The organism is Bradyrhizobium betae (genome assembly GCF_008932115.1).
Lineage (GTDB): Bacteria > Pseudomonadota > Alphaproteobacteria > Rhizobiales > Xanthobacteraceae > Bradyrhizobium > Bradyrhizobium betae.
On sequence record NZ_CP044543.1, the window covers coordinates 2,803,715 to 2,824,905 of the forward strand.

Here is a 21,191-nt window from a genome sequence, read left to right on the forward strand (position 1 = left end):
GCGAGCCCGGAATCCATAACCACGATCGGGAGTATGGATTCCGGGCCTGGCCCTTCGGGCCATCCCGGAATGACGGAGTGTGTGACTACCTGTTCGTCCCAAAGATCTTCCGTGCCTCGGCGGGGCTCGCGATGTCGCGGCCGGCACGGCGGGCGCAGGCGGCGATGGCCTCGATCAGCTGGCCGTTCGACGTCACCTTCTTTCCGTCGGCGAGATAGAAGGCGTCCTCGAGCCCGGTGCGCAGATGGCCGCCGAGCTCGGCGCAGCGCTCGTGCAGCGGCCAGATCTCTTCGCGCCCGATCGCGGTGACCTGAAAATGCGCCTCGGGGCGCTTCAGCTTGATCAGGATCGGCAGCAGATCGGGATCGGACGGCATGCCGGACGCCACGCCCATCACGAAGTTGTATTCGAGCGGGCCCCTGTACATGCCGACCTGATGGTACATGCCGACGCAGCGAACGATGCCGACATCGAAGCATTCGAACTCCGGGACGGTGCCGACCGCGTTCATGACATCGAGATAGTCCTTCACCTTCTCGACCGCGTTGTCGAACATCATCGGCGGCCAGGCCCAGGTGTTGTCCGCCTTCACCTTCAGATAATTCAGCGAGCCGGCGTTGCAGGCGGCAATTTCAGGCTTGGTCTCGCGGATACAATCCAGCGCGCCGCTGTAGTTCGGTCCTGATACGCCCGAGGTGTGGTTGATGATCACGCCGGGGCAGGCTTCGCGGATCGCCTGCTGGATCTCCCTGCTGACACTGACCTCCCAGGACGGCAGATGCCCCTTGCCCGGCGCCTGCTGGCGCAGATGGATGTGCATGACGCTGGCGCCGGCGTCGAACGCAGCCTTTGCCTCGCGCGCCATCTGCTCGGGCGTGACGGGAACGTTGTGCTGCTTCGGGTCGGTGAGCACGCCGTTCAGCGCGCAGGTGATGACGGCCTTGTCGCTCATGCCACTAATGTCTCGCACGTTGAGAATTCAACGCTTGCGATCATGTGACGCGCGGCATGCGGCTTCTTGCGCGGAGAAGCTGGAAAAGGGCGAGTTGTAGGGTGGGTGAGCCGAAGTCGTAACCCACCGAAGTCTCTCACCGCGGAAGCAGGCGTGGTGGATTACGCCTTCGGCTAATCCACCCCACAAGACCGGCGCTAACTCGCCTCTGCCAGCCTCACCGTCTCGGTGCTGCGATAGATCGCAAGGTCGCGCGAGCCGACGAAGATCGCGCGCGGCTTGAGTCCGTAGAAGCGGCGGATCGAATGGCTGAAGTGGGTCGAGTCGGGATAGCCGATGTCCTGCGCGAGATGGGCGAGGTTGAGGTCCTGGTTGGCGAAGTGCAGCAGATGCCGCGCGCGCTTCCAGGCGCGGAAGGAACGGAAGGAGATGCCGGTCTCCTCCTTGAACAGGTGCAGGAAGCGCGAGGCGGAGAGACCCGCGTCCGCGGCACATGTATCCGCGGTCACCGGCTCGCCCGTGAAGCGGCCGATGCGGGCGACGGCGCGCATCACGCGCGGGTCGAGCACACGGCGCGGCAGCGCCTCACCAAAGCACATCTCGTCGAATTCGGCGGTGGTGATATCGCCATAGCGGCGCTGGCGCAGCAGCGCGTAGGCGGCGAGGATCTTGCGGGCGTAGAGCGCCCTGTCGGGTCCCGTCAGCCGCTGGGCCAAGGCCTCGATCACGCCATCGGGCATGCTCTCCGGCTCGAGCGTCACGCTGATTGCAGTGCGGTAGTCGCTGGCAATGGAATGCCGCTGATTCGGCAGGGTGACGAACAGCTCACCGGTAGCGGGGGCGTCGTCGATCGTCAGATGCAGGTTGCCCTTCACGGCCACATAGACGTGGCAGCAGCCGGGGGTCCGCTTGCGAGGGCGGCCGAGCAGACCGGCATAGAAGACCCGCTCGGGTGTGATCAGCATCAGATGGTCGGATTCGCGACCGATATCTTCCATTGGGATCCTCCTCGCGCGGCTCTGTGGCCGCTGCGGACGGGGGTCACCTTAGCGGAAATTTGGGCGCTGTCACGACGGGATAGCGCTGTCATGGAGCGCAAAACATCATCATTCCGGGACGTCCAGAGGACGAAACCGGAACTGGTAAGCGGCAGCTTCATCAACCGACGAAGCTACGCCCGCACCCGCGGCGCAACATTCTGTTCGGCGCCGGCCTTTTGCTCCGCAGCAACCGCGCGCTTGAAGCCATCCCGCTGCTGCAATCGTGCCCAATAGGCTGCGACATTTGGCCCAAAGTCCTTCGCCAGGCCAATGTTATCGGCGAGGCGGAGTGCGTAGCCGATCACGATGTCGGCGGCGGTGAAGCGGCCGGCGCACAAGGTTTCAGCATTCGCGGTCGCTGCCTCGACGGCGCGCAGCCTCCCCAAGAACCATTTTGCATAATCGCCGGCGACTTGCGGATTGCGGCGCTCCTCCGGCTCGAGCTGGGTGTACCGGAGCACCAGCGTTTGCGGGAAGGTTAACGTGGCGTCGCTGAAGTACATCCAGTTCAGGAAGGCGCCATAGGCGGGATCCTCGGGACCGACCATCAGCGGCGTCGGCCCATGCTTGATACCGAGATAGTGGCAGATGCCGGAGGACTCCGTCATCTTGGTCTCGCCGTCGACCATGAACGGAATCGTGCCCAGCGGATTGAGCGCGAGATACTCCTTGGCGAAAACGCGCGGCGGGAACGGCAGCATCTTCAATTCGTAAGCAAGCCCCATCTCTTCCAGCATCCAGAGCGGACGGAACGAGCGCGCGGCGTCGCAGTGATAGAGCGTGATCATCAGGCGTTCCCCTTGCTGCCCGGCAGCGTGCCCATCATCTTGCACAGAACCATCAGCATGACCTCGTCGGCGCCGCCGCCGATCGAGGTCAGGCGGCTGTCGCGATAGGCACGGCTGACCGGCGTCTCGTTGGTAAAGCCCATTCCACCCCAATATTGCAAGCAGGCGTCAGTGAGTTCGCGACCGAGCCGGCCGGCCTTCAGCTTGGCCATGGTCGCAAGTTTCGTGACGTCCTCGCCCGCCACCAGCTGCTCGGCGGCGCGATAGATCAGCGCGCGCAGCAGCTCGACCTCGGTCTGCATCTCCGCAAGCTTGAAGTGCACGACCTGGTTGTCGAGAATGCTCTGGCCGAACGCCTTGCGGTTGCGGGTGTATTCGATGGTCTGGTCGATGATGTATTCATGCGACTTCAGGCAGGCGGCCGCGCCCCAGAGCCGTTCCTCCTGGAACTGGATCATCTGGTAGGTAAAACCCTTGCCCTCCTCGCCGATCCGGTTGCGCTTGGGCACACGGACATCGTCGAAGAAGATCTGCGCGGTGTCGGAGGAGCGCATCCCCATCTTGTCGAGCTTTCGCGCGACGTTGACGCCCTTGCTCTTCATCGGCACGCAGATCAGCGACTTGTTGCGGTGAACGGGCCCGTCGCCGGTGTTGGCGAGCAGGCAGATCCAGTCGGCCTGGGTGCCGTTGGTGATCCACATCTTGCCGCCGCTGATGACGTAATCATCGCCATCCGAGCGCGCATTGGTCTTGATCGAAGCGACGTCCGAGCCTGCGCCGGGCTCGGAGACGCCGATGCAGGCGACGAAATCGCCCGCAATCGAGGGCGCCAGGAACTCGCGCCGGACCTCGTCCGAACCGAACCGCGCCAGCGCCGGCGTCGCCATGTCGGTCTGCACCCCGATCGCCATCGGCACGCCGCCGCAGGTGATGGCGCCGAGCTCCTCCGCCATCATCAGCGCGTAGGAATAGTCGAGGCCCGAGCCGCCGAACTCGACCGGCTTGTTCAGTCCGAGGAAGCCGAGACTGCCCATCTTCTTGAACAGCTCGTGCGCCGGGAAGATGTCGGCCTTCTCCCAATCATCGACATGAGGATTGATCTCGGCGGCGATGAATTTTTGCAAGCTTCGGCGGATGTCGTCGTGGTCGGCGGTGAATAGCATTCTTTCCCCTTTGTCATTCCGGGGCGCGCGAAGCGCGAACCCGGAATCCATTCCTCTACAGTGCGTGCAGCCCGATGGATTCCGGGCTCGACGCTCCGCGTCGCCCCGGAATGACGGCGGCTATCACAACCCCATCTGCCGGCTGGCCAGATCCTTCATGATCTCCTCGGTGCCGCCGCCGATGGCGTTGACCTTGACCTCGCGGTAGATGCGCTCGGCCTTGATGCCGCGCATGAAGCCGGCGCCGCCAAAGATCTGCACCGCTTCCGAGGCGCAGAACGCCATGGTCTGCGTCGCCTGGTTCTTCATCATGCAGATTTCCGCGACCGGGCTCTCGCCCTGCTCCAGCCGCCAGGCCAGCATCTCCAGCATGGCCTGCGACGCGGCAACTTTCTGCGCCATGTCGACGATCTTGTGGCGGATGACCTGATGCTGGGCGAGCGGCTTGCCGAATGTCTTGCGCTCCTTGGCGTAGCCGATCGCCTCATCGAGGCAGACCCGCGCGAAGGCTGTGCAGCCCGCCGCCATGCCCATGCGCTCGCTGTTGAAGTTCTGCATGATGATCTTGAAGCCCTGGCCCTCCTCGCCGATCAGATTTTCGGCCGGCACGCGGCATTCGTCGAAATGCAGCGTCGCGGTGTCGGAAGCCCACCAGCCCATCTTCTTCAGCTTGATGCGCGACAGGCCGGGGGTGTCGCCCTCGATCAGGAGCAGGCTGACGCCGCCGGCGCCCTCGCCGCCGGTCCGCACCGCGACGGTCAGATAATCGGCGCGCACGCCGGAGGTGATGAAGGTTTTTTCCCCGCTCACGACGTAGTGATTGCCGTCACGCCGGGCCTTGGTGCGGAGCCCCGCGACATCAGAACCGCCGCCCGGCTCGGTGATCGCGAGCGCGGAGATCTTCTCGCCCGAAAGCACCTGCGGCAGCACGCGTGCCTTCACCTCCGGGCGCGCCGCCCGCGCGATCGGCGGCGAGCCGATGGTGTGGCTCATCAGGCTGGCGCTGACACCGCCGGCCCCGGCGCGCGCCAATTCCTGGCTCGCGACGATCTTCATGAACTGGTCGGCGGCGATCCCGCCATATTCCTCCGGAAATCCGAGCCCCAACAGCCCGATCTCGGCCGCCTTGCGATAGAGCACGCGGGGAAACTCGCCGGCCTCGTCCCACTCATGGGCGAACGGCGTGATCTCCTTGTCGACGAAGCGCCGCATCACGTCGCGGAAGGCGTCGTGCTCGGCGGTATAGAACGGGCTCTTCATCGCACTCGCCTCGCTGGCGGATTCGTCCCGTCCACCATGGCCGGAACAATTGCGGTTCACTTGCGCCGAGTGGCTGACCCACAGAGCCGTTTGGAGCCTGGCCATCGCACTAGCAACTCAACGCAAGACGATTTTCGTCCCCCGCAGGCCAACTCCAAATCAAAAGAAGACGTGCTGCACAAAACTCCGGCTGGTCCCCCAGGGCCATGCCGGGCATGGTGCATGACAACAAGAATGCAGGCGGCACCAGACCGCCGAGGAGGAATTCGTGGCCGTTCGTTACTACGACTGGATCGCCCATCATGGCCGCCGCACACCTGACAAGGTCGCGGTCATCGACCTCGCCAGCGAGCGCCGCTTCACCTATTCGCAGCTCGATGCGCGTGTCGCGCGCCTGGCTGGCTTCCTCCGCGATACGCTCAAGGTCTCGCGCGGCGACCGGGTCGCGGTGCTGGCACTGAACACGACCGATACGCTGGAGGTGCAGTTCGCCTGCGGGCGTCTCGGCGCGATCTTCGTGCCGCTCAACACCCGCCTCACCGTTCCCGAGCTCCAGTTCATCACCGCCGACTGCGCGCCGAAGGTGATGATCCACGACACCGATCTCGCCGACACCGCCCTGAGCGTTGCAAAGCTCTGCAACGTCGCGACCAGCCTGCTGCTCGGCCCCGACGGCGCCTATGAGGCCGGCATCGCAGCCGCCAAACCTCTCGCCCGTGCCGAAGAGGTCACGCTCGATGACGTCTCGACCATCATGTACACGTCGGGCACCACGGGGCATCCGAAGGGCGCGACCATCACCCATGGCATGACGTTCTGGAACTGCGTCAATCTCGGCGGCCCCGCCTGCATCGGGCCGGCCTCGGTGCTGCTCACCGTGCTGCCGCTGTTCCACACCGGCGGGCTGAATTGCTACACCAATCCGGTGCTGCATGCTGGCGGCACCGTGCAAATCATGCGTGCCTTCGATCCCGGTGTCGCGCTCGGCCTGATCAGCGATCCCGCACAGGGCATCAACGTGTTCTTCGGCGTGCCCGCGATCTACCAGTTCATGGCACAGCATCCGGCCTTCGCGACCACCGACCTCGGCCGGCTGATCGTCGGCGGTGTCGGCGGCGCGCCGATGCCGGTGCCGCTGCTGAAAGTCTGGGAGGCGCGCGGCGTCGCGCTTCAGCAAGGCTACGGCATGACCGAGACGTCGCCTGCCGTGCTGGTGCTCGACCGCGAGGACGCAGCGCGGAAAGCCGGCTCCGCCGGCAAGCCGGTGCTGCACACGGAGGTGCGGATCGTCCGCCCCGACGGCGGCGACGCCGATGTCGGCGAACTCGGGGAGCTCTGGGTGAAGGGGCCGAACATCACGCCCGGCTACTGGAACAGGCCCGAAGCGAACAAGACGTCGTTCACCGACGGCTGGCTGCACACCGGCGACGCGACCCGCATCGACGAGGAAGGCTTCTACTACATCGTCGACCGCTGGAAGGACATGTACATCTCCGGCGGCGAAAACGTCTATCCGGCTGAGGTCGAGAACGTCCTGCATCAGCTCAATGCGATCGCGGAAGCCGCCGTGATCGGCATTCCCGACCCGCAATGGGGCGAGGTCGGCCTCGCCATCGTCGCGGTCAAGCCCGGTCAGCGGCTGACCGAAGCCGATGTTTTCACGCATTGCGCGGCGAATCTGGCGCGGTTCAAATGTCCGCGGCAGGTTCGCTTTGTCGATGCGCTGCCGCGCAACGCGACCGGCAAGATCCACAAGCCGACCTTGCGCAAGGACTTTTCGGTCGCCTCGGAAGTCGACAGGAAAGTCGCCAACGCCTGATCAAAGCGCCCCTTTCGGGCGCTTTTCTTTTTCGACGTGCCTGCTCCAACCCAGAAGAAACCCCAAGGAATTTTCATGAACAAGAAACTCTCCCTGCTTGCCGCGGCAGCCGCGCTGACGTTGCTCACGGCCCAGGGCGCTTACGCGCAGAAGAAATACGACACCGGCGCCAGCGACACCGAGATCAAGATCGGCAATGTCGAGGCCTATTCCGGCCCCGCTTCCGCCTACGGCATCATCGGCAAGACCGAAGACGCCTATTTCAAGATGATCAACGACCAAGGCGGCATCAACGGCCGCAAGATCAATTTCATCTCCTACGACGACGGCTACTCGCCGCCGAAGACCGTGGAGCAGGTCCGCAAGCTGATCGAGAGCGACGAAGTCTTTCTCGTCTTCAACGCGCTGGGCACGCCGACCCAGACCGCCGTGCAGAAATATCACAACGCCAAGAAGGTGCCGCAGCTCTTCCTCGCCACCGGCGCCAGCAAGTGGAACGATCCGAAAGCCTTCCCGTGGACCATGGGCTTCCAGCCCAGCTACCGGGTCGAGGCGCGGATCTTCGCGAAATACATCATGAAGGCAAAGCCCGATGCCAAGGTCGCGATCTTCTATGCCAATGATGATTTCGGCAAGGACTACGTCGCCGGCATCAAGGAGATCTTCGGCGAGAAGGCGTCCTCGCTGATCGTCGCGGAAGAGAGCTATGAGACCACCGAGCCTTCGATCGATTCCCACATCGTCAAGCTGAAGGGCACCGGCGCGAATGTCTTCGTCAACATCGCGACGCCAAAATTCGCGGCACAGGCGATCAAGAAGATCGCCGAACTCGAATGGAAGCCGATGCAAGTGATGACCGACGTCTCGATCTCGATCGGCGCGGTGATGCAGCCGGCCGGCCTGCAGGCCTCCGAGGGCGTGCTGTCGGCGGGCTACCTGAAGGACGCCGCCGACCCGCAATGGAAGGACGACGACGGCATGAAGAAGTTCCTGGCCTTCGTGAACAAATACATGCCGGGCGCCGATATCACCGACACCAACCTGGTCTACGGCTATGCCGCCGCGCAGACTCTGGTACAGACATTGAAGCAGTGCGGCGACGATCTGACCCGGGAGAACGTGATGAAGCAGGCCGCGAGCCTGAAGGATTTCGCACCCGACACGCTGATCCCCGGCATCAAGATCAATACCGGCTCCGGCGACTTCGCCCCGATCGAGCAGCTCAAGATGATGCAGTTCAAGGGCGGCAAGTGGGACCTGTTCGGCGACATCATCAGCGCCGAAACGGGCGGCTGACCCGACGCGATGCCCCGCACAGACGATCGGGAGCCGTCCCTGACGGAGACGGCTCCCGCCGCGATCGATGCGGCGGGCGCTCCGCCGCTTTTCTTTCTGCACATTCGCAAGACCGCGGGCGTTTCGCTGCGCGGCTTGCTCGCAAACCGCTTTCCCGCCGACCGGGTCCTGTTTCAGGCCCATTCGCTCAGCGGTCGACAACAGCCGGGCGATGCGCACTTCGTCACCGGTCATGTCGGCTTTGACTATGCCGAACGCTTCAGGGTGCGGCCGACGATCTTCACGGTTCTGCGCGAGCCGATGGCACGTTGCACCTCGGCCTATGATTTCTTCCAAAGCCACAGCGAGGCGTTCTTTCGTACACTCGCCATGGAGCTCAGCACCGAGGAATACCAGGCTCGGCGCCGGTTCCAGGATCGCGCGCGCCAGCTCGGCGCAGCACGCTTTCTGGCCGAGGAGGCGACGCTGGCGCGCTACTGGCTTGCAAATGTGCAGACGAGGCAGCTGGCCGGCGCCACGTGCCAACATCTGCGCGACGATGATCCGCGCCTGCTCAGTGTGGCACAACGACATCTCGCCGACATCGATCTGGCGGGCATCCTGGAGCGGCAGGCGGATACGCTGCAGTTGCTCGGACGGATGATGGGCTGGGGCGCGCTCGGTCCGCTGCAGCACCTCAACCGAACGCCGCGATCAGGCGAGGCGGTAATCGATCCGGATTCGCTCGAGGTCTTGCGGTCGTGGAACGAGCTCGATTTGCAGCTCTACGATGGGGCACGCCGATTGTTCGAACAGAAGCTTGGCGCGTCTGCCAGCGAACCGGTTCCGGAACTTGCGGCTTCGATCCCAACCGATGGCTTCACCCCGGACCAGCCGCTGCATGGGTCGGGTTGGCATGAGCGGGAGCGTCATGAGGGCGGTGGCTGTGCTGGAATTCCGGGTCGATCGCGACATTGAACCTGCGAAGTGCGACTGCAAGCCCATCCCGGTTTCAATGCCGACTCTCCCATGTCTTCAACGAGGATGCGCTGAAACAGCTCAGTATCTCGCTCAACAGCCGTAGGCTCACATTGCGCCGACGCACAGACAAAGGCGGCTTCCTGCTCGAAAGCGAGGTCCCCGTCGAAGCATGGACAGCAGACACCCATCGCGCATCATTCGCGTACCATTGTCCGATCATGGGACGTCCGCAACAGCTTAACCCATCGTCGCCCGACGCCCGACAGCTCGGCTTTGCGCTCGAACGGCTCAACTTGCTTTGAACAATCGCATGCCTGAATGCGGAGCGGCCGGAAGGCTGTCAGGCGGCTCGGAGCTCGATTGCTGCCACGGCGAGCCCGAGGCGGCGTGAATCACCGGCACCTCTGAATACGGGGCACGCCCATGCAAGAATTGCGACACCTGAGGCCGGCAGATCGAGGCTCAGCGTATAGCTCTCGCGGTCGATTGTGACCGCCGAAGAGGCGACGTTCGCGCCGTCGAGGTAGAAATGCACACCGATCTTGTCCAGCGGCGCGCGGAGTCCGGGGCTTTGGATGCGGGCAATATTGCGACCGGGAGCGCCTTTGATGCGGACCGCAGCCTCCGGCTCACTCCAGCAAAATCTGTAGCCAGCCCAGGACTCCATTCCGTGGAATCCAAGCTGCCCGAGGACGCTGTCGCCGATCAATTTCGCCGGTGACCTTGAATACGAGCGAAGGCGACGGATGCAATCGAGCCTTTGCTGGTGGATCAGCGCTCCGATATAGCACCTCAGCCACCGCGCAATGGCTGCGGGGGATCCGAACACCGCAAGCCCGCTCAGAACCGTGCGCGCATGCGAGACAGCTAGCCACGCCGCCATACGCGCGCCGAGGTCGCCGAACAGTGCCGTCGTGGCCCAGCGCCAGAAGGCACGCAGCTTTTCGTCAGGTCGCTTCCAGCCCCGGCCCGTGAGGCTGTAGCGGACCAGCGCGTTCAGCGCATTGCGGGCGAGCGCTGCGTCATCTTCGTACCACGCGCTCCATTCGGCCGGGATGTCGAGCAGCTCGCCGCCGGGATCGCGGCGGCCCTCGCTGAGATAGCGGATCTCACCTTCAACGAAATCGAGCGTGAATTTCTTCAACTCGCCGATCTCGCCGATGTAGTAGTGATGGAAGCGCGCTTCTTCGAGATAGCCGATCGCATGGCCTCTGGCGTAATATGCGGCGGCGAGCACCCATTCGGCAAAATGGCCGAGCTCCTCGCGCAGGCCGCCGCATTCCTCATATACGTCGCGCCGCGTCACGAAACATTGATCCAGGACCTTGCGCCATGGGTGCACCTTCATGCCGAACTCTATGTCGGCCTGGTATATCGCGGCCTCCGCCTCAGACAGACGGTTGTGGCAGATCGGCACCGATCTGCAGGAGAACCCGACCCAATCGGGATGCTCGTCGATCGCGCGGATGCAGAGCTCGATTACATCCGGCTCCGGCCGACAGTGCGATTCCGTGAAGAACAGATAGCTGCCGCGAGCCTTGGTTGCGCCGAATGCGCAGAGCCCGATGTCGTGCTCCGATGCCGTGAATTCCAGGCGCGCCCGGTCGCCGGCGAGCGCCCTCAGCTCGTCGCGCGCCGTGAAGTCGGGCGGCACGACCAGGATGATTTCGTAGAGAGATTTCTCAGCGGTCTGCGACACCCAGCCGAGCCAGGATTGCTCCCACTGCCCGCGATGATATTCGAGCGGGATGATGACGGAGAACACGGGCTGGTCGGGACTCACGCCGGATCTCACTCCTCAACATGATCGCGCACGTCGCCGACTCATGCGCAGGGTCTAGGCGGGCAGAAACAGAGCAAACGATTCGTCGACCGTGCGGCGAAGGTGATCCCGATATAATTTGTAGTTTGCGTGGTCGGATGTGACCCGTCCCACGGACGGATTGGAAATATTTCTTGCGGGCACGTAGGCGATCGGTGCTGCGATCGGCGTCAGTTGCGAACCGGGGCCGGCCCGGAGAGTCGAGATGATGCCGTACATCTCGCCGGCCACCGTCGGCCGCGACACCGTGATCACGCGATGCTGGCCGTGCTTGATGATGACAAGATAGATGAAGCCGGACTGGTGCGGCACAGCGACCTCGCCGGTGTGCTCATAGGCCGCATCGGTCCGCTCGCCCTCGCGGAACACCAGTGCAGAGACCTTCGGCTCCCAGACGATTTCGGTGCGGTAGGCGAAGATCGCGTCCTTGTCGCCGAACGACGGCCGCAGCGTGATGTAGACGTCCTCGAGCCAGGTCACGGCGCGATGCGCATAGGAACCGAGGCTGTCGGGCGCGACATCGCTTGCGGCCGGAGGCGTCACCACGACGGCACTTTTTCGCAAGGACACGCCAAGTGCCTGCTCCAGCCGCACGGTCGTCGCCAGCGTGAATGGCCGGCGGCCGCCAAGCACCTTCTCCAGCGTCGACAGGCTGAGCTTGGCCTGCTCGGCCAGCGCCTGCCGGGAGATCCGGCGCCGGGCGAGCTCCTCGCGAATGGTCTCCGCGATCTCGCGGCTCTGCTCGTCCGACAACTGCTTGTCGGTGAATTTATCCTGCGTCTGCATCGTGGCCCTGCCTTGGAAGCACCAGTGTAGCAGGGCGGACAGACCGGCACAAAACCGCACATGGCCGCCTCGACGCGGGCCAGCCGGGCCGCCCGCGGCGGAACATTGCCGATCGTTCTGCTCGCGAAGTCTCCCCTCCCGGCGGAAGCTGACCCCACCACACATCCTTCGGGAGCAGGTCAAATGGACACCTACGACGCAGCCGACAGCGACGAACACCCCATGCTGGGCCGGCTGATCAAGCTCGGATTGTTTCTTCTCGTGCAGGGCATCGCGGTAATGCTGGTCGCCTTCGTGGCGCTGCTGGTGAGCTTCGAGCCGGGTTGGTCGGCAACGACGGAGCAGGCCAGCCTGCTGCAGCCCGGCGATGCCAAATCCGGATCCCTGCTGCTGAAGGACGACGGCGCCACCATCGAGGCGATCCGGCTCGGCGTCGACGTCGACATCACGGTATCAGGCCCGACCTTGCGTGCCCGGGTCACCCAGATCTTCCGCAACCCGACCAAGGACTGGGTCGAGGCGACCTATGTCTATCCGCTGGCAGCCAACGGCGCCGTCGATACGCTGAAGATGGTGGTCGGCGACCGCGTCATCGTCGGCGACATCAAGGAGCGGCAGCAGGCCCGCGTGATCTACGAGCAGGCGCGCCGTGCCGGCCAGAAGGCGACGCTCACCGAGCAGGAGCGTCCGAACATCTTCACCAATTCGGTCGCCAATATCGGCCCCGGCGAGACCGTGCTGGTGCAGATCGAGTACCAGGAGCCCGTGCATCAGAGCGGCAACGAATATTCGCTGCGCCTGCCGCTGGGGGTCGGGCCGCGCTACAATCCGTCACCGATCGTGCAGAGCGTCGACTTCCGCCAGGATGGCTCCGGCTGGGGCGCGACCAATTCGGATCCGGTGCCGGACCGCGACCGCATCTCGCCGCCCGTGCTGGATCCCGCCAGGAACGCGCCGGTCAATCCGACCAGCATCACGGTCCGTCTGAAGGCCGGCTTTGCCCTGGGCGAAGTCAGGAGCCACCACCACAACGTCAAGGTCGAGAGCCCGGACAGCACGACGCGAATCGTCACGCTCGCCGATGGCGCCGTGCCCGCCGACCGCGATTTCGAGCTGACCTGGAAGCCGGCCGCCGCGAAGGCGCCGTCGGTCGGCCTGTTCCGCGAGCGGGTCGGCGATGCCGACTATTTGCTCGCCTTCGTGACCCCGCCCAGCGCCGAGCAGGCGACACAGAAGCCGCTGCCGCGCGAGGTCGTGTTCGTGATCGACAATTCCGGCTCGATGGGCGGCACGTCGATCGTGCAGGCCAAGGCCAGCCTGACTTACGCCCTCTCCCGGCTTCAACCCAATGACCGCTTCAACGTCATCCGCTTCGACGACACGATGGACATGCTGTTCCCGACCTCCGTGCCGGCCGACGCCGCGCATGTCGACGAAGCCACATCGTTCGTCAGCGCCCTGCAGGCGCGCGGCGGCACCGAGATGGTGCCGGCAATGCGCGCCGCGCTGACCGACAAGCTCGGCGACACCAGCACCGTTCGCCAGGTCGTGTTCCTGACCGACGGCGCGATCGGCAACGAACAGCAATTGTTCGAAACGATCACGGCGATGCGCGGCCGCTCGCGCGTGTTCATGGTCGGCATCGGGTCCGCGCCCAACACCTATCTGATGACGCGCGCTTCCGAGCTCGGCCGTGGCGCCTTCACTCATATCGGTTCCGTCGAGCAGGTCGAGGAACGCATGCGCGGCCTGTTCGCCAAGCTGGAGAACCCGGCAGTGACCGGCCTCAGCGCGAAATTCTCCGAAGCCAGGGCCGACGTGACGCCGGGAATCATTCCCGACGTCTATCGCGACGAGCCGCTGGTGCTTGCGGCAAAGCTCGACAAGCTCGCCGGCTCGCTCGAGATCAAGGGCCGTGTCGGCGACCGTCCGTGGTCGGTGACGCTGCCTCTGCAAAACGCGGCCGAGGGCAAGGGCCTGTCGAAGCTCTGGGCCAAGCGCAAGATCGGCGATGCCGAAGTGGCGCGCTCCCTGCGCGAGATGACGCCAGACGACTCCGACAAGGCGATCCTGGCGCTCGCGCTCGACCATCAGATCGTCACGCGGCTCACCAGCCTGGTCGCAGTCGACAAGACGCCGAGCCGTCCCGAAGGCGCACCGCTCAAGCTCAGCGAATTGCCGATAAACCTGCCGGCCGGCTGGGATTTCGAGAAGGTCTTTGGCGAACGGCCGCATTTGACGCCGACACAGTTGCGCGAGCGGCATGCCGACGCAGGCAACCAGCCGGCGGCCCGGCGGCCGGCACCCGCCGCACCCGATGCGATCCGCCTGCCCAAGACCGCAACCTCGGCCGAGCTGAAGATGATCGCAGGCCTGATCCTGATCATGCTCGCCCTGATCCTGTTCGTGTTCAACCGTCGTCAGTCCTTGCTCACTGACGCCGCTTGAGAGAGGAGCCCCCCGAACTCCTCTGCTTGGCGCGCGCGGCTGCCCGTCCCGCAACAACGGCCGCGCGCGCCCTTTTATCTCGCTGTCACTGAGCCCAAAATGTTTCGCTTCATCTCTCCCCTGGCTCTCGCACTGACCGGCACCCTCCTGTTCGGCGACGGCGCCTATATTCATGCCAAGGCATGGCTCGCTCAGGTGCTACTCGAGCGCGCGTTCGACCGGAGCGTTGCGACCGGCGAGGCCGTCAAGCCATGGTCGTGGGCCGACACCTGGCCGGTCGCGCGGATCGAGGTGAAGCGGATCGGCGCCAGCGCCATCGTGCTGGAAGGCACCAGCGGCCAGGCGCTCGCCTTCGGGCCCGGCCATCTCCACCGAACGGTTGATGCCGGAGAGCGCGGCATTGCTGTATACGCTGCGCATCGCGACACGCATTTCCGTTTCTTGCGGAATGTTGCCATTGGTGACGTGATCGATGTCACACGCGGTGACGGCAAGCACTTTCGCTATCGGGCGGATTCCTCCGCCGTGGTTCGCTTCGATGAGTCTGTCATCGATCCTGTAACGCAGGATGTGGAACTCGTGCTCGCGACCTGCTGGCCGTTCGACGCGGTCACGCCCGGCCCCGAGCGCTACATCCTTCACGCGACCTTGATCGGAACCGGTGAATAGCCATTCCCAATCGACCCGCCGGGATCGAAGATCGACGGAAGCAGCGCCAAATAGCCAGCGAACCGCGCCGATGGCACCGCTGACTGGCGTCATCGTCCGTAGCCCTGTATGGATGGGCGATTGACGTTTTGACGCTACAATTTTCAGGACCACCAGTAATGGACGACGAGTGCAGGCAGCGTCTGGAACAACTCGAAAACCGCGTCGCGCTGCTGGAAAGAAATCTGGACCTCATGTCCGCCGGGCAAAGACGCTCGAGTCTACGCAGCCTGTGGCGGCGCCCGCCGTTATGGACCTTCGAGCAGTATCCGCCCCGCCTCCTCAACCTGAATACCTTGGGACCCGCGCCTGCAATCCCCGCCGATGCGCCGCGGATTGCGATGGTCACGCCGAGCTACAATCATGCGCAATATCTCGGCGCCACGATCGCGAGCGTCACGGGCCAGGGCTATCCGAACCTGCATTATCACGTTCAGGACGGCGCCTCGATCGACGGTACGCTCGATCTCCTGAAGAGCTTCGGCGAGGGCTTCAGCTGGAAGAGCGAGCCGGACGCGGGGCAGTCGAGCGCCATCAATCTCGGATTCGCCGGTGTCGACTGCGAGATCATGGCTTACCTCAACAGCGACGACATGCTCCTGCCAGGAACACTCGCCTATGTCGCCAATTACTTCACGTCGCACCCCGACGTCGACGTCGTCTACGGCCATCGCGTCTTCGTCGATCGCGATGGGCTTGAAGTCGGGCGCGCCGTGCTGCCGCCGCACGACGGCAACGCGTTGCAATATGCCGACTACATTCCGCAGGAGACGATGTTCTGGCGCAAGCGCGTGTGGGACAGGATCGGGCCGATCGACGAGAGCTTCCACTACGCCATGGACTGGGACTTCATCCTGCGGGCGCAAGCGGCGGGATTCAAATTCGCGCGCCTGCCGCGATTTATCGCCTGCTTCCGCATCCACGATGCACAGAAGACAGCGGCAACCTATGCAGTCGGCGTCAGGGAGATGGGTATCCTGCGTCGGCGCGTTCTCGGCTTCGATCCGTCGCAGATGCAGATCCGACGCGCCATCGCTCCCTATCTCACGAAGCAACTGGCCTACCACTACGCGTACAAGCTGAGCCTGCTGCGCTACTGATCGGGCGCAGATCGGCGAAGTCGTGAGGCAGGGACGCCATCGTCGAGCCAGATCCGCTCAAGGCCGATGCCGAGCGGGCGCACGTCGGAGCTCAAAGCCAGATCGGCAGGCGAGCGAGGATCGGAGAGCGCCAGACTGATGGTCAGCGTCCCGTCGGCGCCGATGGCAGCCGGATCGAGCCTCAACCTGCGCAATCCGGCGAACGCGGCTGTCGAGAATGTCAGCGGCTGCGGCACTCCGCCGCCGACGCGGCAGTCGACCCGCAATTGCGGATTCTTCTCGGACACGAACGCCCGACACGCCAGGACAATCTCGATCGGACGTGACGGGACGGAACGGACCTCGAAGCGGAGCACGCAATTCCTGGCGATTGACCAGGTGCCCCATTGCTCCGGCTCGCTCCAACCCTCGATCAGCGCGGCGACGCCGGTCCCGTCACGCGTGAATTCGAGCTCTCTCGCGCCCAGGATCGGCGTGGATTCGGAAGCCTCGAGAGCGGCCGGATCGAACGGCTCCTGATCCGGAACGAACTGCGCGATCACGCGCACCGCATCCGCGATCGAAGCCAGCCCAAGCACAGACCCGTCCAGCTCATAAGCCACACGGTTCGGCCCGGTTACGCGGACGCCCCGGCCAGGCGGCGGGCGCTCCGCGCCGCGCGCAGGGATGATGATATCGGCGACGTCGAAGCCATGCGCACGAGCGAGCTCGCCGATCGTGCGCGCGGTTCGATCATAGAGCTGCGGCCGATCGTTGATGCCGATCGCAAGCGCCTGTGCCAGCCCCCTGTAATCGAGCCGCACGCCATCGTCATCCGCCAGCAGCAGACGTTTGAGGGTGAGCATGTCCCTGGCGATGAAGAGCTGGAGCGCGTTGAGATCGGGAAGCCGGGGATCGCCGTCGATGGCTCCGAAATCGCGTTCACCGCGCGCGGTCTCGAGCAGATCCATCGTCTCGAAGAACAATGCATGGCCGGTGCTGTGCCTCGAAATACCGGACATGCCTAGCGGGCGCGACAGGCGGACAAAGCTGTCGGTCAGCGCTGCGTTGGCGATGCCCGAGGCGACGTCCGGCGACAGACCGATGAAATACCGGCCACCGATCGCGCGCATTCGCTCGATGACGCTGCGGCGGACGAACGAATTGTAGATCATCGGCAGATACGCATAGTGCGCCTGAAAGGCGAAGATGCGCGCCAGTTCGCGGCGTGACGAGACACGTTTGGCAGACGAGGTGAGGTCGATCTCCGCCAACAGCCGGTTGCGGAAAGCCGGATGGTAATAATTCGGCCAGTGATAGCTATAGGCACGCCAGCTCAACAGATCGATTGCGCCGCCCGCGAGAATGTCCGTCGCGGTGGTGCAGGCGTAGGGCATCAGCCCGTCATCGTCGCCGATGAAGGTGACGTATTCGCCCGCGGCATGGCCGAGCGCGCGCTCCCAATTGTCTGTCATCGTGAGTACGGTGTCGCTGGCGAAGTGCTTGAAGCGCGCGTCCCTCAGGCCCGCGACCATCTCCGCAATCTCGGGATTTCCGCCGTTGTTCTGGACGATGAACTCACAATCCGCGTCGATGGGCTGGCACGCCATGGTCGCCAGCGCGTGACGAAGCGTGTCGGGACGATCGAGAGTCGGCACCACGACGGAGAGCAGCGGCATGATCACCAATGAGAGAATGAGCGTCACGAAGTCGTAGCACGTCGTCCCGCCGTTCGCACTTTCGCCAGAAGTCTGGTGATGCTAGCCTTTCTCGCGAAGCCCGACCATTCCGCCACGCGGCATGGGGTTCGTCACGATCAATCCCGCCAGATGCCGGCGCATGGCAGCGCGCTGCAACAAGAACAATAGGTGAGGAAGCGCCATGGAAGCCCAAGCGCCTGCGTCCGTCTCTCCCCGTCCATGGTCTCCCTCGCCAAACGCCAGCGACATCGTCAAAGGCATCCACGCCATGCTGCACCCGCACAACATCGTGCTGGTGGGGGCGACCGACAAGCCCGGCAACTACGCCGAGCGCATCTGGAACAATCTGGTCAAGTACGGCTACGAGGGCGGGCTCTATCCGGTCAACGCCAAGCGGGAGACCATCTGGGGGGTGCCCTGCTTCAAGGACTTTGCGAGCCTCCCGGAAAAGCCCGACCACGTGCTGGTGCTGGTGCCGGCGCGCTTTGCGGTGCAGGTGATCCGGGATGCTGCGGCGGCCGGCGCGCGTTCGGCCACCATCGTCACCTCGGGCTTCAGCGAGCTGCAGGATGAGGAGAGCCAGAAGCTCGCTGCCGAACTGCAAGCCGCGGTGCGCGAGACGGGCCTCGCGGTTACCGGCCCGAACTGCCTCGGCAATCTGAGCGCGGGCGAAAAGCTCTTCACAAATATCGACGACCGCATCGTCACCATGGCGCAGGGCGCGGTGGCGATCGCCGGGCAGTCCGGCGCGATCGTCATGGCGATCCGCCAGGCGCTGGAGGATCGCGGCGTCGGCGTCGGCTACATGGTGACGACCGGCAACGAGGCCGGGCTCGAGACGCCGGACCTGATGCGCTATTTCGCCGAAGACCCGAGCATCAGGGTGATCGTGGTCTATCTCGAAGGCGTGCGCAATACCAAGGCCTTTCGCGACGCCTGCAAGGCGGCCCGCGCCGCGAGCAAACCCGTGATCGCGCTCAAGCTCGGATCGTCGGAAGGCGGCCGTGCCGCCGCAATGGCCCATACCGGCGCGCTTGCGGGCTCGATCGAGACATTCGACGCCATCGCAACGAGGGAAGGTGTGATCCGCGTGAGCGGACTCGACGAGTTGATCGAGACCACCGAATGCTTCGTCCACGCAACGGTGCCCAAGGGCGGCCGGCTTGCCGCGGTCACGCTGTCCGGCGGCAAGCGCGGCATGCTGATCGACGCTTTCCATGCAGAGGGCTTGAACTTTGCGCCGCTGAGCCCGCATGTCAGCTCGGAACTGGCAAAGATGCTCGGGCCGGGCTCCATCGTCGGCAACCCGCTCGACGCCGGTTTCGCCGCGGTGGTGGATCCCTCCGTCTACATGAAATCGATCGAGCTGATGATCGACGATCCCGAGATCGACATCGTCATCATCGACGCGGAGCTGCCGAAGGCGCCGCACGAGCTGCGTGAGCGCAATCTGCGCATCGTCGACGGGATGGCCAGCCGGGCCTCGAAACCCGTGATCTACATCAGCGCGATGTCGATCGGTTTCACTGAATTCACCAAGGGTCTACGCAAATCCCTGCCTCATCTCGCCGTCATGCAGGGCATGGACCGCGCCGTGAAAGCGATCAAGTCACTGCTCGACTATGCGAAGCTGCGCAAGGAGGTGCCCGACATCGTCTCGAGTTCCAGGCCTGCCGCACGGGCCGTGCTGGAGAGGGCGCTGAAATCGGCCAGCGGCGCAGCGCTCGACGAGGTCGCCTCGAAGAAGCTGCTGAAGGCCTATGGCATTCCGATCTCGAAGGAAGCGATCGCGCAGACGGCGGCGGAGGCCGTGAAGATCGCCAAGCAGATCGGCTTTCCGGTCGTGGCAAAGCTCGTCAGCGCCGAGATCCTGCACAAATCCGATATCGGCGGCGTGGTGCTGAACCTCAACAGCGCGGCCGAGGTGAAGAGGGCATTCACCGACATCACCGCGCGGGTGAACCGATTGAAGGGCAAGCCGAAGCTCGACGGCATCCTGATCGCGCAGCAGGTCAAGGCCGATCTCGAACTGGTGGTCGGCGCCTCGCTCGACGCCGAGATGGGACCGGTGGTGCTGTTCGGCACCGGCGGCATCGACATCGAGCTGATGAAGGACGTCGCGCTCGCCGGCGCACCGCTGGACGAGGCCGAGGCACGACTCCTGATCGGCCGCACCAAGGCCGGCATCAAGATGCGTGGCTATCGGGGCAAGCCGGCCTTGCACGAGGCCTCGGCGGTCAAGGCGCTGGTCGGCCTGTCCAACCTGATTGCCGATGCCGGCGACCGGATCGCCTCGATCGACATCAACCCGTTCCTGATCAATGCCAGAACGGGCGTCGCGGTCGATGCCCTGATCGTGCTGAACAACGCTGCAGCAACACGCGCGGTTGAGCACTGATGTATCGCAGGGTGGATTAGCTCAGCGTATTCCACCAATTGTACGGCGGAAGAAGTGGCGGGTTACGCTTCGCTAACCCGCCCTCTTTAACATTGCGGCTTCTTCCAACTTCCCGGCTTTGGCCGTAGAATCGCACCTGATGGCACGCGCGAGCAATCTTGTGATCGGAACGGCGACGCTGACGGTGATTGCCGTGGCGTTCGGCGGCCTGCTCGGCGTGCAGAAATGGCGTGCCGCCCAGAGCCGCAGCCAGTTGCGCGTGGTGTTCGAAGGCGGTTCCGCCAGCGGCCTGCGCCGCGGCGGTCCGGTCAATTTCGACGGCGTGCTTGCGGGCCAGATCCTGTCGATCAAGCTGGACAATCCCCGCAAGGTCGTGGCGCTGGTGATGCTCGACAACTCCGCGCCGATCCGCAAGGACACCGTGGCCGGCATCGAGTTCCAGGGGCTCACCGGCGTCGCCGCGGTCTCCTTGATCGGCGGAGCGCCTTCCGCGCCGCCGGTGCCGCTGGATTCGGACGGCATTCCCGTGCTCACCGCCGATCTCAGCGACGTCGAATCCATCGTCGACACCCTGCACAGTGTCGACCGTACCATCGTCAGCAACGCACCTGCGATCAAGGACGGCTTGCGCACGTTCGAGGGCTACACCGCCGATCTCAGGAGCAAGGGCGGCGAGATCGATTCCGTCATGGCCAAGGTCGACAGCGCTTTCGCGGGATTCGACAAGGCGGTCACCAAGATCGAGAGCGTGATGCCCGGCTTCGCCGACGGCAAGGCCGACGAGCTGTTCGAGAAGATCAAGGGGCTGCACGAGCTTGCCGACACCATGAAGAAGAAATCGGCGAGCTTCCTCGAGGACACCCGCCGCTCGCTGCTCGATGTCAGCGAGGCCGCCAACAAGATGAGCGGGACGCCCTCGCCCGCCGCCGCTCCGCGGCCACCGCGCAAGCCTCCGCAAAAGAAGCAGTAAGG

At 64.3% G+C, this 21,191-nt stretch carries 16 protein-coding genes; 8 read left to right on the forward strand and 8 right to left on the reverse strand.

Annotation, left to right across the window (positions count from 1 at the left end):
- Nucleotides 1-85: 85 nt before the first annotated feature.
- The 5 genes from F8237_RS13450 to F8237_RS13470 form a co-directional block, all read right to left on the reverse strand.
- The gene (locus F8237_RS13450) at nucleotides 86-952 is read right to left on the reverse strand and encodes a beta-keto acid cleavage family enzyme (RefSeq protein ID WP_151645363.1); all 867 of its coding nucleotides are present in this window, start codon (nucleotides 950-952) and stop codon (nucleotides 86-88) included.
- Nucleotides 953-1,149: 197 nt separating this feature from the next.
- Nucleotides 1,150-1,950, reverse strand: coding sequence for a helix-turn-helix domain-containing protein (locus F8237_RS13455; protein WP_151645365.1), 801 nt, complete (start codon nucleotides 1,948-1,950; stop codon nucleotides 1,150-1,152).
- Nucleotides 1,951-2,123: 173 nt separating this feature from the next.
- On the reverse strand, nucleotides 2,124-2,780 hold the full coding sequence (locus F8237_RS13460) for a glutathione S-transferase family protein (protein ID WP_151645367.1): 657 nt from the start codon (nucleotides 2,778-2,780) through the stop codon (nucleotides 2,124-2,126).
- Nucleotides 2,780-3,943, reverse strand: coding sequence for an acyl-CoA dehydrogenase family protein (locus F8237_RS13465; protein ID WP_151645369.1), 1,164 nt, complete (start codon nucleotides 3,941-3,943; stop codon nucleotides 2,780-2,782). Before F8237_RS13465 ends, F8237_RS13460 begins: the two co-directional genes overlap by 1 nt.
- 123 nt (nucleotides 3,944-4,066) lie before the next feature.
- Nucleotides 4,067-5,203: an acyl-CoA dehydrogenase family protein gene (locus F8237_RS13470; RefSeq protein WP_151645370.1), complete on the reverse strand. Its 1,137-nt coding sequence runs from the start codon at nucleotides 5,201-5,203 to the stop codon at nucleotides 4,067-4,069.
- A gap of 268 nt (nucleotides 5,204-5,471) precedes the next feature.
- On the opposite strand from F8237_RS13470, the gene F8237_RS13475 reads away from it, so the two are divergent.
- From F8237_RS13475 to F8237_RS13485, 3 genes are all read left to right on the forward strand, one after another.
- On the forward strand, nucleotides 5,472-7,022 hold the full coding sequence (locus tag F8237_RS13475; protein ID WP_151645371.1) for an acyl-CoA synthetase: 1,551 nt from the start codon (nucleotides 5,472-5,474) through the stop codon (nucleotides 7,020-7,022).
- 75 nt (nucleotides 7,023-7,097) lie between these two features.
- Nucleotides 7,098-8,318, forward strand: coding sequence for an ABC transporter substrate-binding protein (locus F8237_RS13480; RefSeq protein ID WP_151645372.1), 1,221 nt, complete (start codon nucleotides 7,098-7,100; stop codon nucleotides 8,316-8,318).
- 9 nt (nucleotides 8,319-8,327) lie between these two features.
- Entirely contained in the window at nucleotides 8,328-9,275 is a 948-nt protein-coding gene (locus F8237_RS13485; RefSeq protein ID WP_151645374.1) for a sulfotransferase family protein, read from the forward strand.
- A 343-nt stretch (nucleotides 9,276-9,618) separates the two neighbouring features.
- On the opposite strand, the gene F8237_RS13490 is transcribed toward F8237_RS13485, so the two are convergent.
- Entirely contained in the window at nucleotides 9,619-11,061 is a 1,443-nt protein-coding gene (locus F8237_RS13490; RefSeq protein WP_151645376.1) for a glycosyltransferase family 2 protein, read from the reverse strand.
- Nucleotides 11,062-11,115: 54 nt separating this feature from the next.
- Nucleotides 11,116-11,886 carry a helix-turn-helix transcriptional regulator gene (locus tag F8237_RS13495; protein WP_151645378.1) on the reverse strand — a complete coding sequence of 257 codons (771 nt, stop codon included), beginning with the start codon at nucleotides 11,884-11,886 and terminating at the stop codon, nucleotides 11,116-11,118.
- Nucleotides 11,887-12,069: 183 nt separating this feature from the next.
- Here F8237_RS13495 and F8237_RS13500 point away from each other — a divergent pair, with 183 nt between their 5' ends.
- The 3 genes from F8237_RS13500 (at nucleotide 12,070) to F8237_RS13510 (ending at nucleotide 16,142) form a co-directional block, all read left to right on the forward strand.
- The gene (locus F8237_RS13500) at nucleotides 12,070-14,334 is read left to right on the forward strand and encodes a marine proteobacterial sortase target protein (protein WP_151645380.1); all 2,265 of its coding nucleotides are present in this window, start codon (nucleotides 12,070-12,072) and stop codon (nucleotides 14,332-14,334) included.
- 99 nt (nucleotides 14,335-14,433) lie between these two features.
- Nucleotides 14,434-15,003, forward strand: a complete 570-nt coding sequence (locus tag F8237_RS13505; protein WP_151645382.1) for a class GN sortase — start codon at nucleotides 14,434-14,436, stop codon at nucleotides 15,001-15,003.
- Nucleotides 15,004-15,161: 158 nt separating this feature from the next.
- The gene (locus F8237_RS13510; RefSeq protein WP_151645384.1) at nucleotides 15,162-16,142 is read left to right on the forward strand and encodes a glycosyltransferase family 2 protein; all 981 of its coding nucleotides are present in this window, start codon (nucleotides 15,162-15,164) and stop codon (nucleotides 16,140-16,142) included.
- Here the strand turns inward: F8237_RS13510 and F8237_RS13515 are convergent.
- Nucleotides 16,136-17,827 carry a glycosyltransferase gene (locus F8237_RS13515; protein ID WP_244626121.1) on the reverse strand — a complete coding sequence of 564 codons (1,692 nt, stop codon included), beginning with the start codon at nucleotides 17,825-17,827 and terminating at the stop codon, nucleotides 16,136-16,138. The two genes, F8237_RS13510 and F8237_RS13515, sit on opposite strands and share 7 nt — an antisense overlap.
- Before the next feature lie 175 nt (nucleotides 17,828-18,002).
- Here F8237_RS13515 and F8237_RS13520 point away from each other — a divergent pair, with 175 nt between their 5' ends.
- Both F8237_RS13520 and F8237_RS13525 read left to right on the forward strand, forming a co-directional pair.
- The gene (locus F8237_RS13520; RefSeq protein WP_151645386.1) at nucleotides 18,003-20,219 is read left to right on the forward strand and encodes an acetate--CoA ligase family protein; all 2,217 of its coding nucleotides are present in this window, start codon (nucleotides 18,003-18,005) and stop codon (nucleotides 20,217-20,219) included.
- Nucleotides 20,220-20,358: 139 nt separating this feature from the next.
- Nucleotides 20,359-21,189, forward strand: coding sequence for an MlaD family protein (locus F8237_RS13525; protein WP_151645388.1), 831 nt, complete (start codon nucleotides 20,359-20,361; stop codon nucleotides 21,187-21,189).
- Nucleotides 21,190-21,191 lie beyond the last annotated feature (2 nt).

Excerpts from the sequence above, each read along its gene's own strand:
- F8237_RS13450 (WP_151645363.1), bottom strand. The coding sequence starts at position 952 with ATGAGCGACAAGGCCGTCATCACCTGCGCGCTGAACGGCGTGCTCACC.
- F8237_RS13455 (WP_151645365.1), bottom strand. The coding sequence starts at position 1,950 with ATGGAAGATATCGGTCGCGAATCCGACCATCTGATGCTGATCACACCC.
- F8237_RS13460 (WP_151645367.1), bottom strand. The coding sequence starts at position 2,780 with ATGATCACGCTCTATCACTGCGACGCCGCGCGCTCGTTCCGTCCGCTC.
- F8237_RS13465 (WP_151645369.1), bottom strand. The coding sequence starts at position 3,943 with ATGCTATTCACCGCCGACCACGACGACATCCGCCGAAGCTTGCAAAAA.
- F8237_RS13470 (WP_151645370.1), bottom strand. The coding sequence starts at position 5,203 with ATGAAGAGCCCGTTCTATACCGCCGAGCACGACGCCTTCCGCGACGTG.
- F8237_RS13480 (WP_151645372.1), top strand. The coding sequence starts at position 7,098 with ATGAACAAGAAACTCTCCCTGCTTGCCGCGGCAGCCGCGCTGACGTTG.
- F8237_RS13485 (WP_151645374.1), top strand. The coding sequence starts at position 8,328 with ATGCCCCGCACAGACGATCGGGAGCCGTCCCTGACGGAGACGGCTCCC.
- F8237_RS13495 (WP_151645378.1), bottom strand. The coding sequence starts at position 11,886 with ATGCAGACGCAGGATAAATTCACCGACAAGCAGTTGTCGGACGAGCAG.
- F8237_RS13500 (WP_151645380.1), top strand. The coding sequence starts at position 12,070 with ATGGACACCTACGACGCAGCCGACAGCGACGAACACCCCATGCTGGGC.
- F8237_RS13505 (WP_151645382.1), top strand. The coding sequence starts at position 14,434 with ATGTTTCGCTTCATCTCTCCCCTGGCTCTCGCACTGACCGGCACCCTC.
- F8237_RS13510 (WP_151645384.1), top strand. The coding sequence starts at position 15,162 with ATGGACGACGAGTGCAGGCAGCGTCTGGAACAACTCGAAAACCGCGTC.
- F8237_RS13520 (WP_151645386.1), top strand. The coding sequence starts at position 18,003 with ATGGAAGCCCAAGCGCCTGCGTCCGTCTCTCCCCGTCCATGGTCTCCC.
- F8237_RS13525 (WP_151645388.1), top strand. The coding sequence starts at position 20,359 with ATGGCACGCGCGAGCAATCTTGTGATCGGAACGGCGACGCTGACGGTG.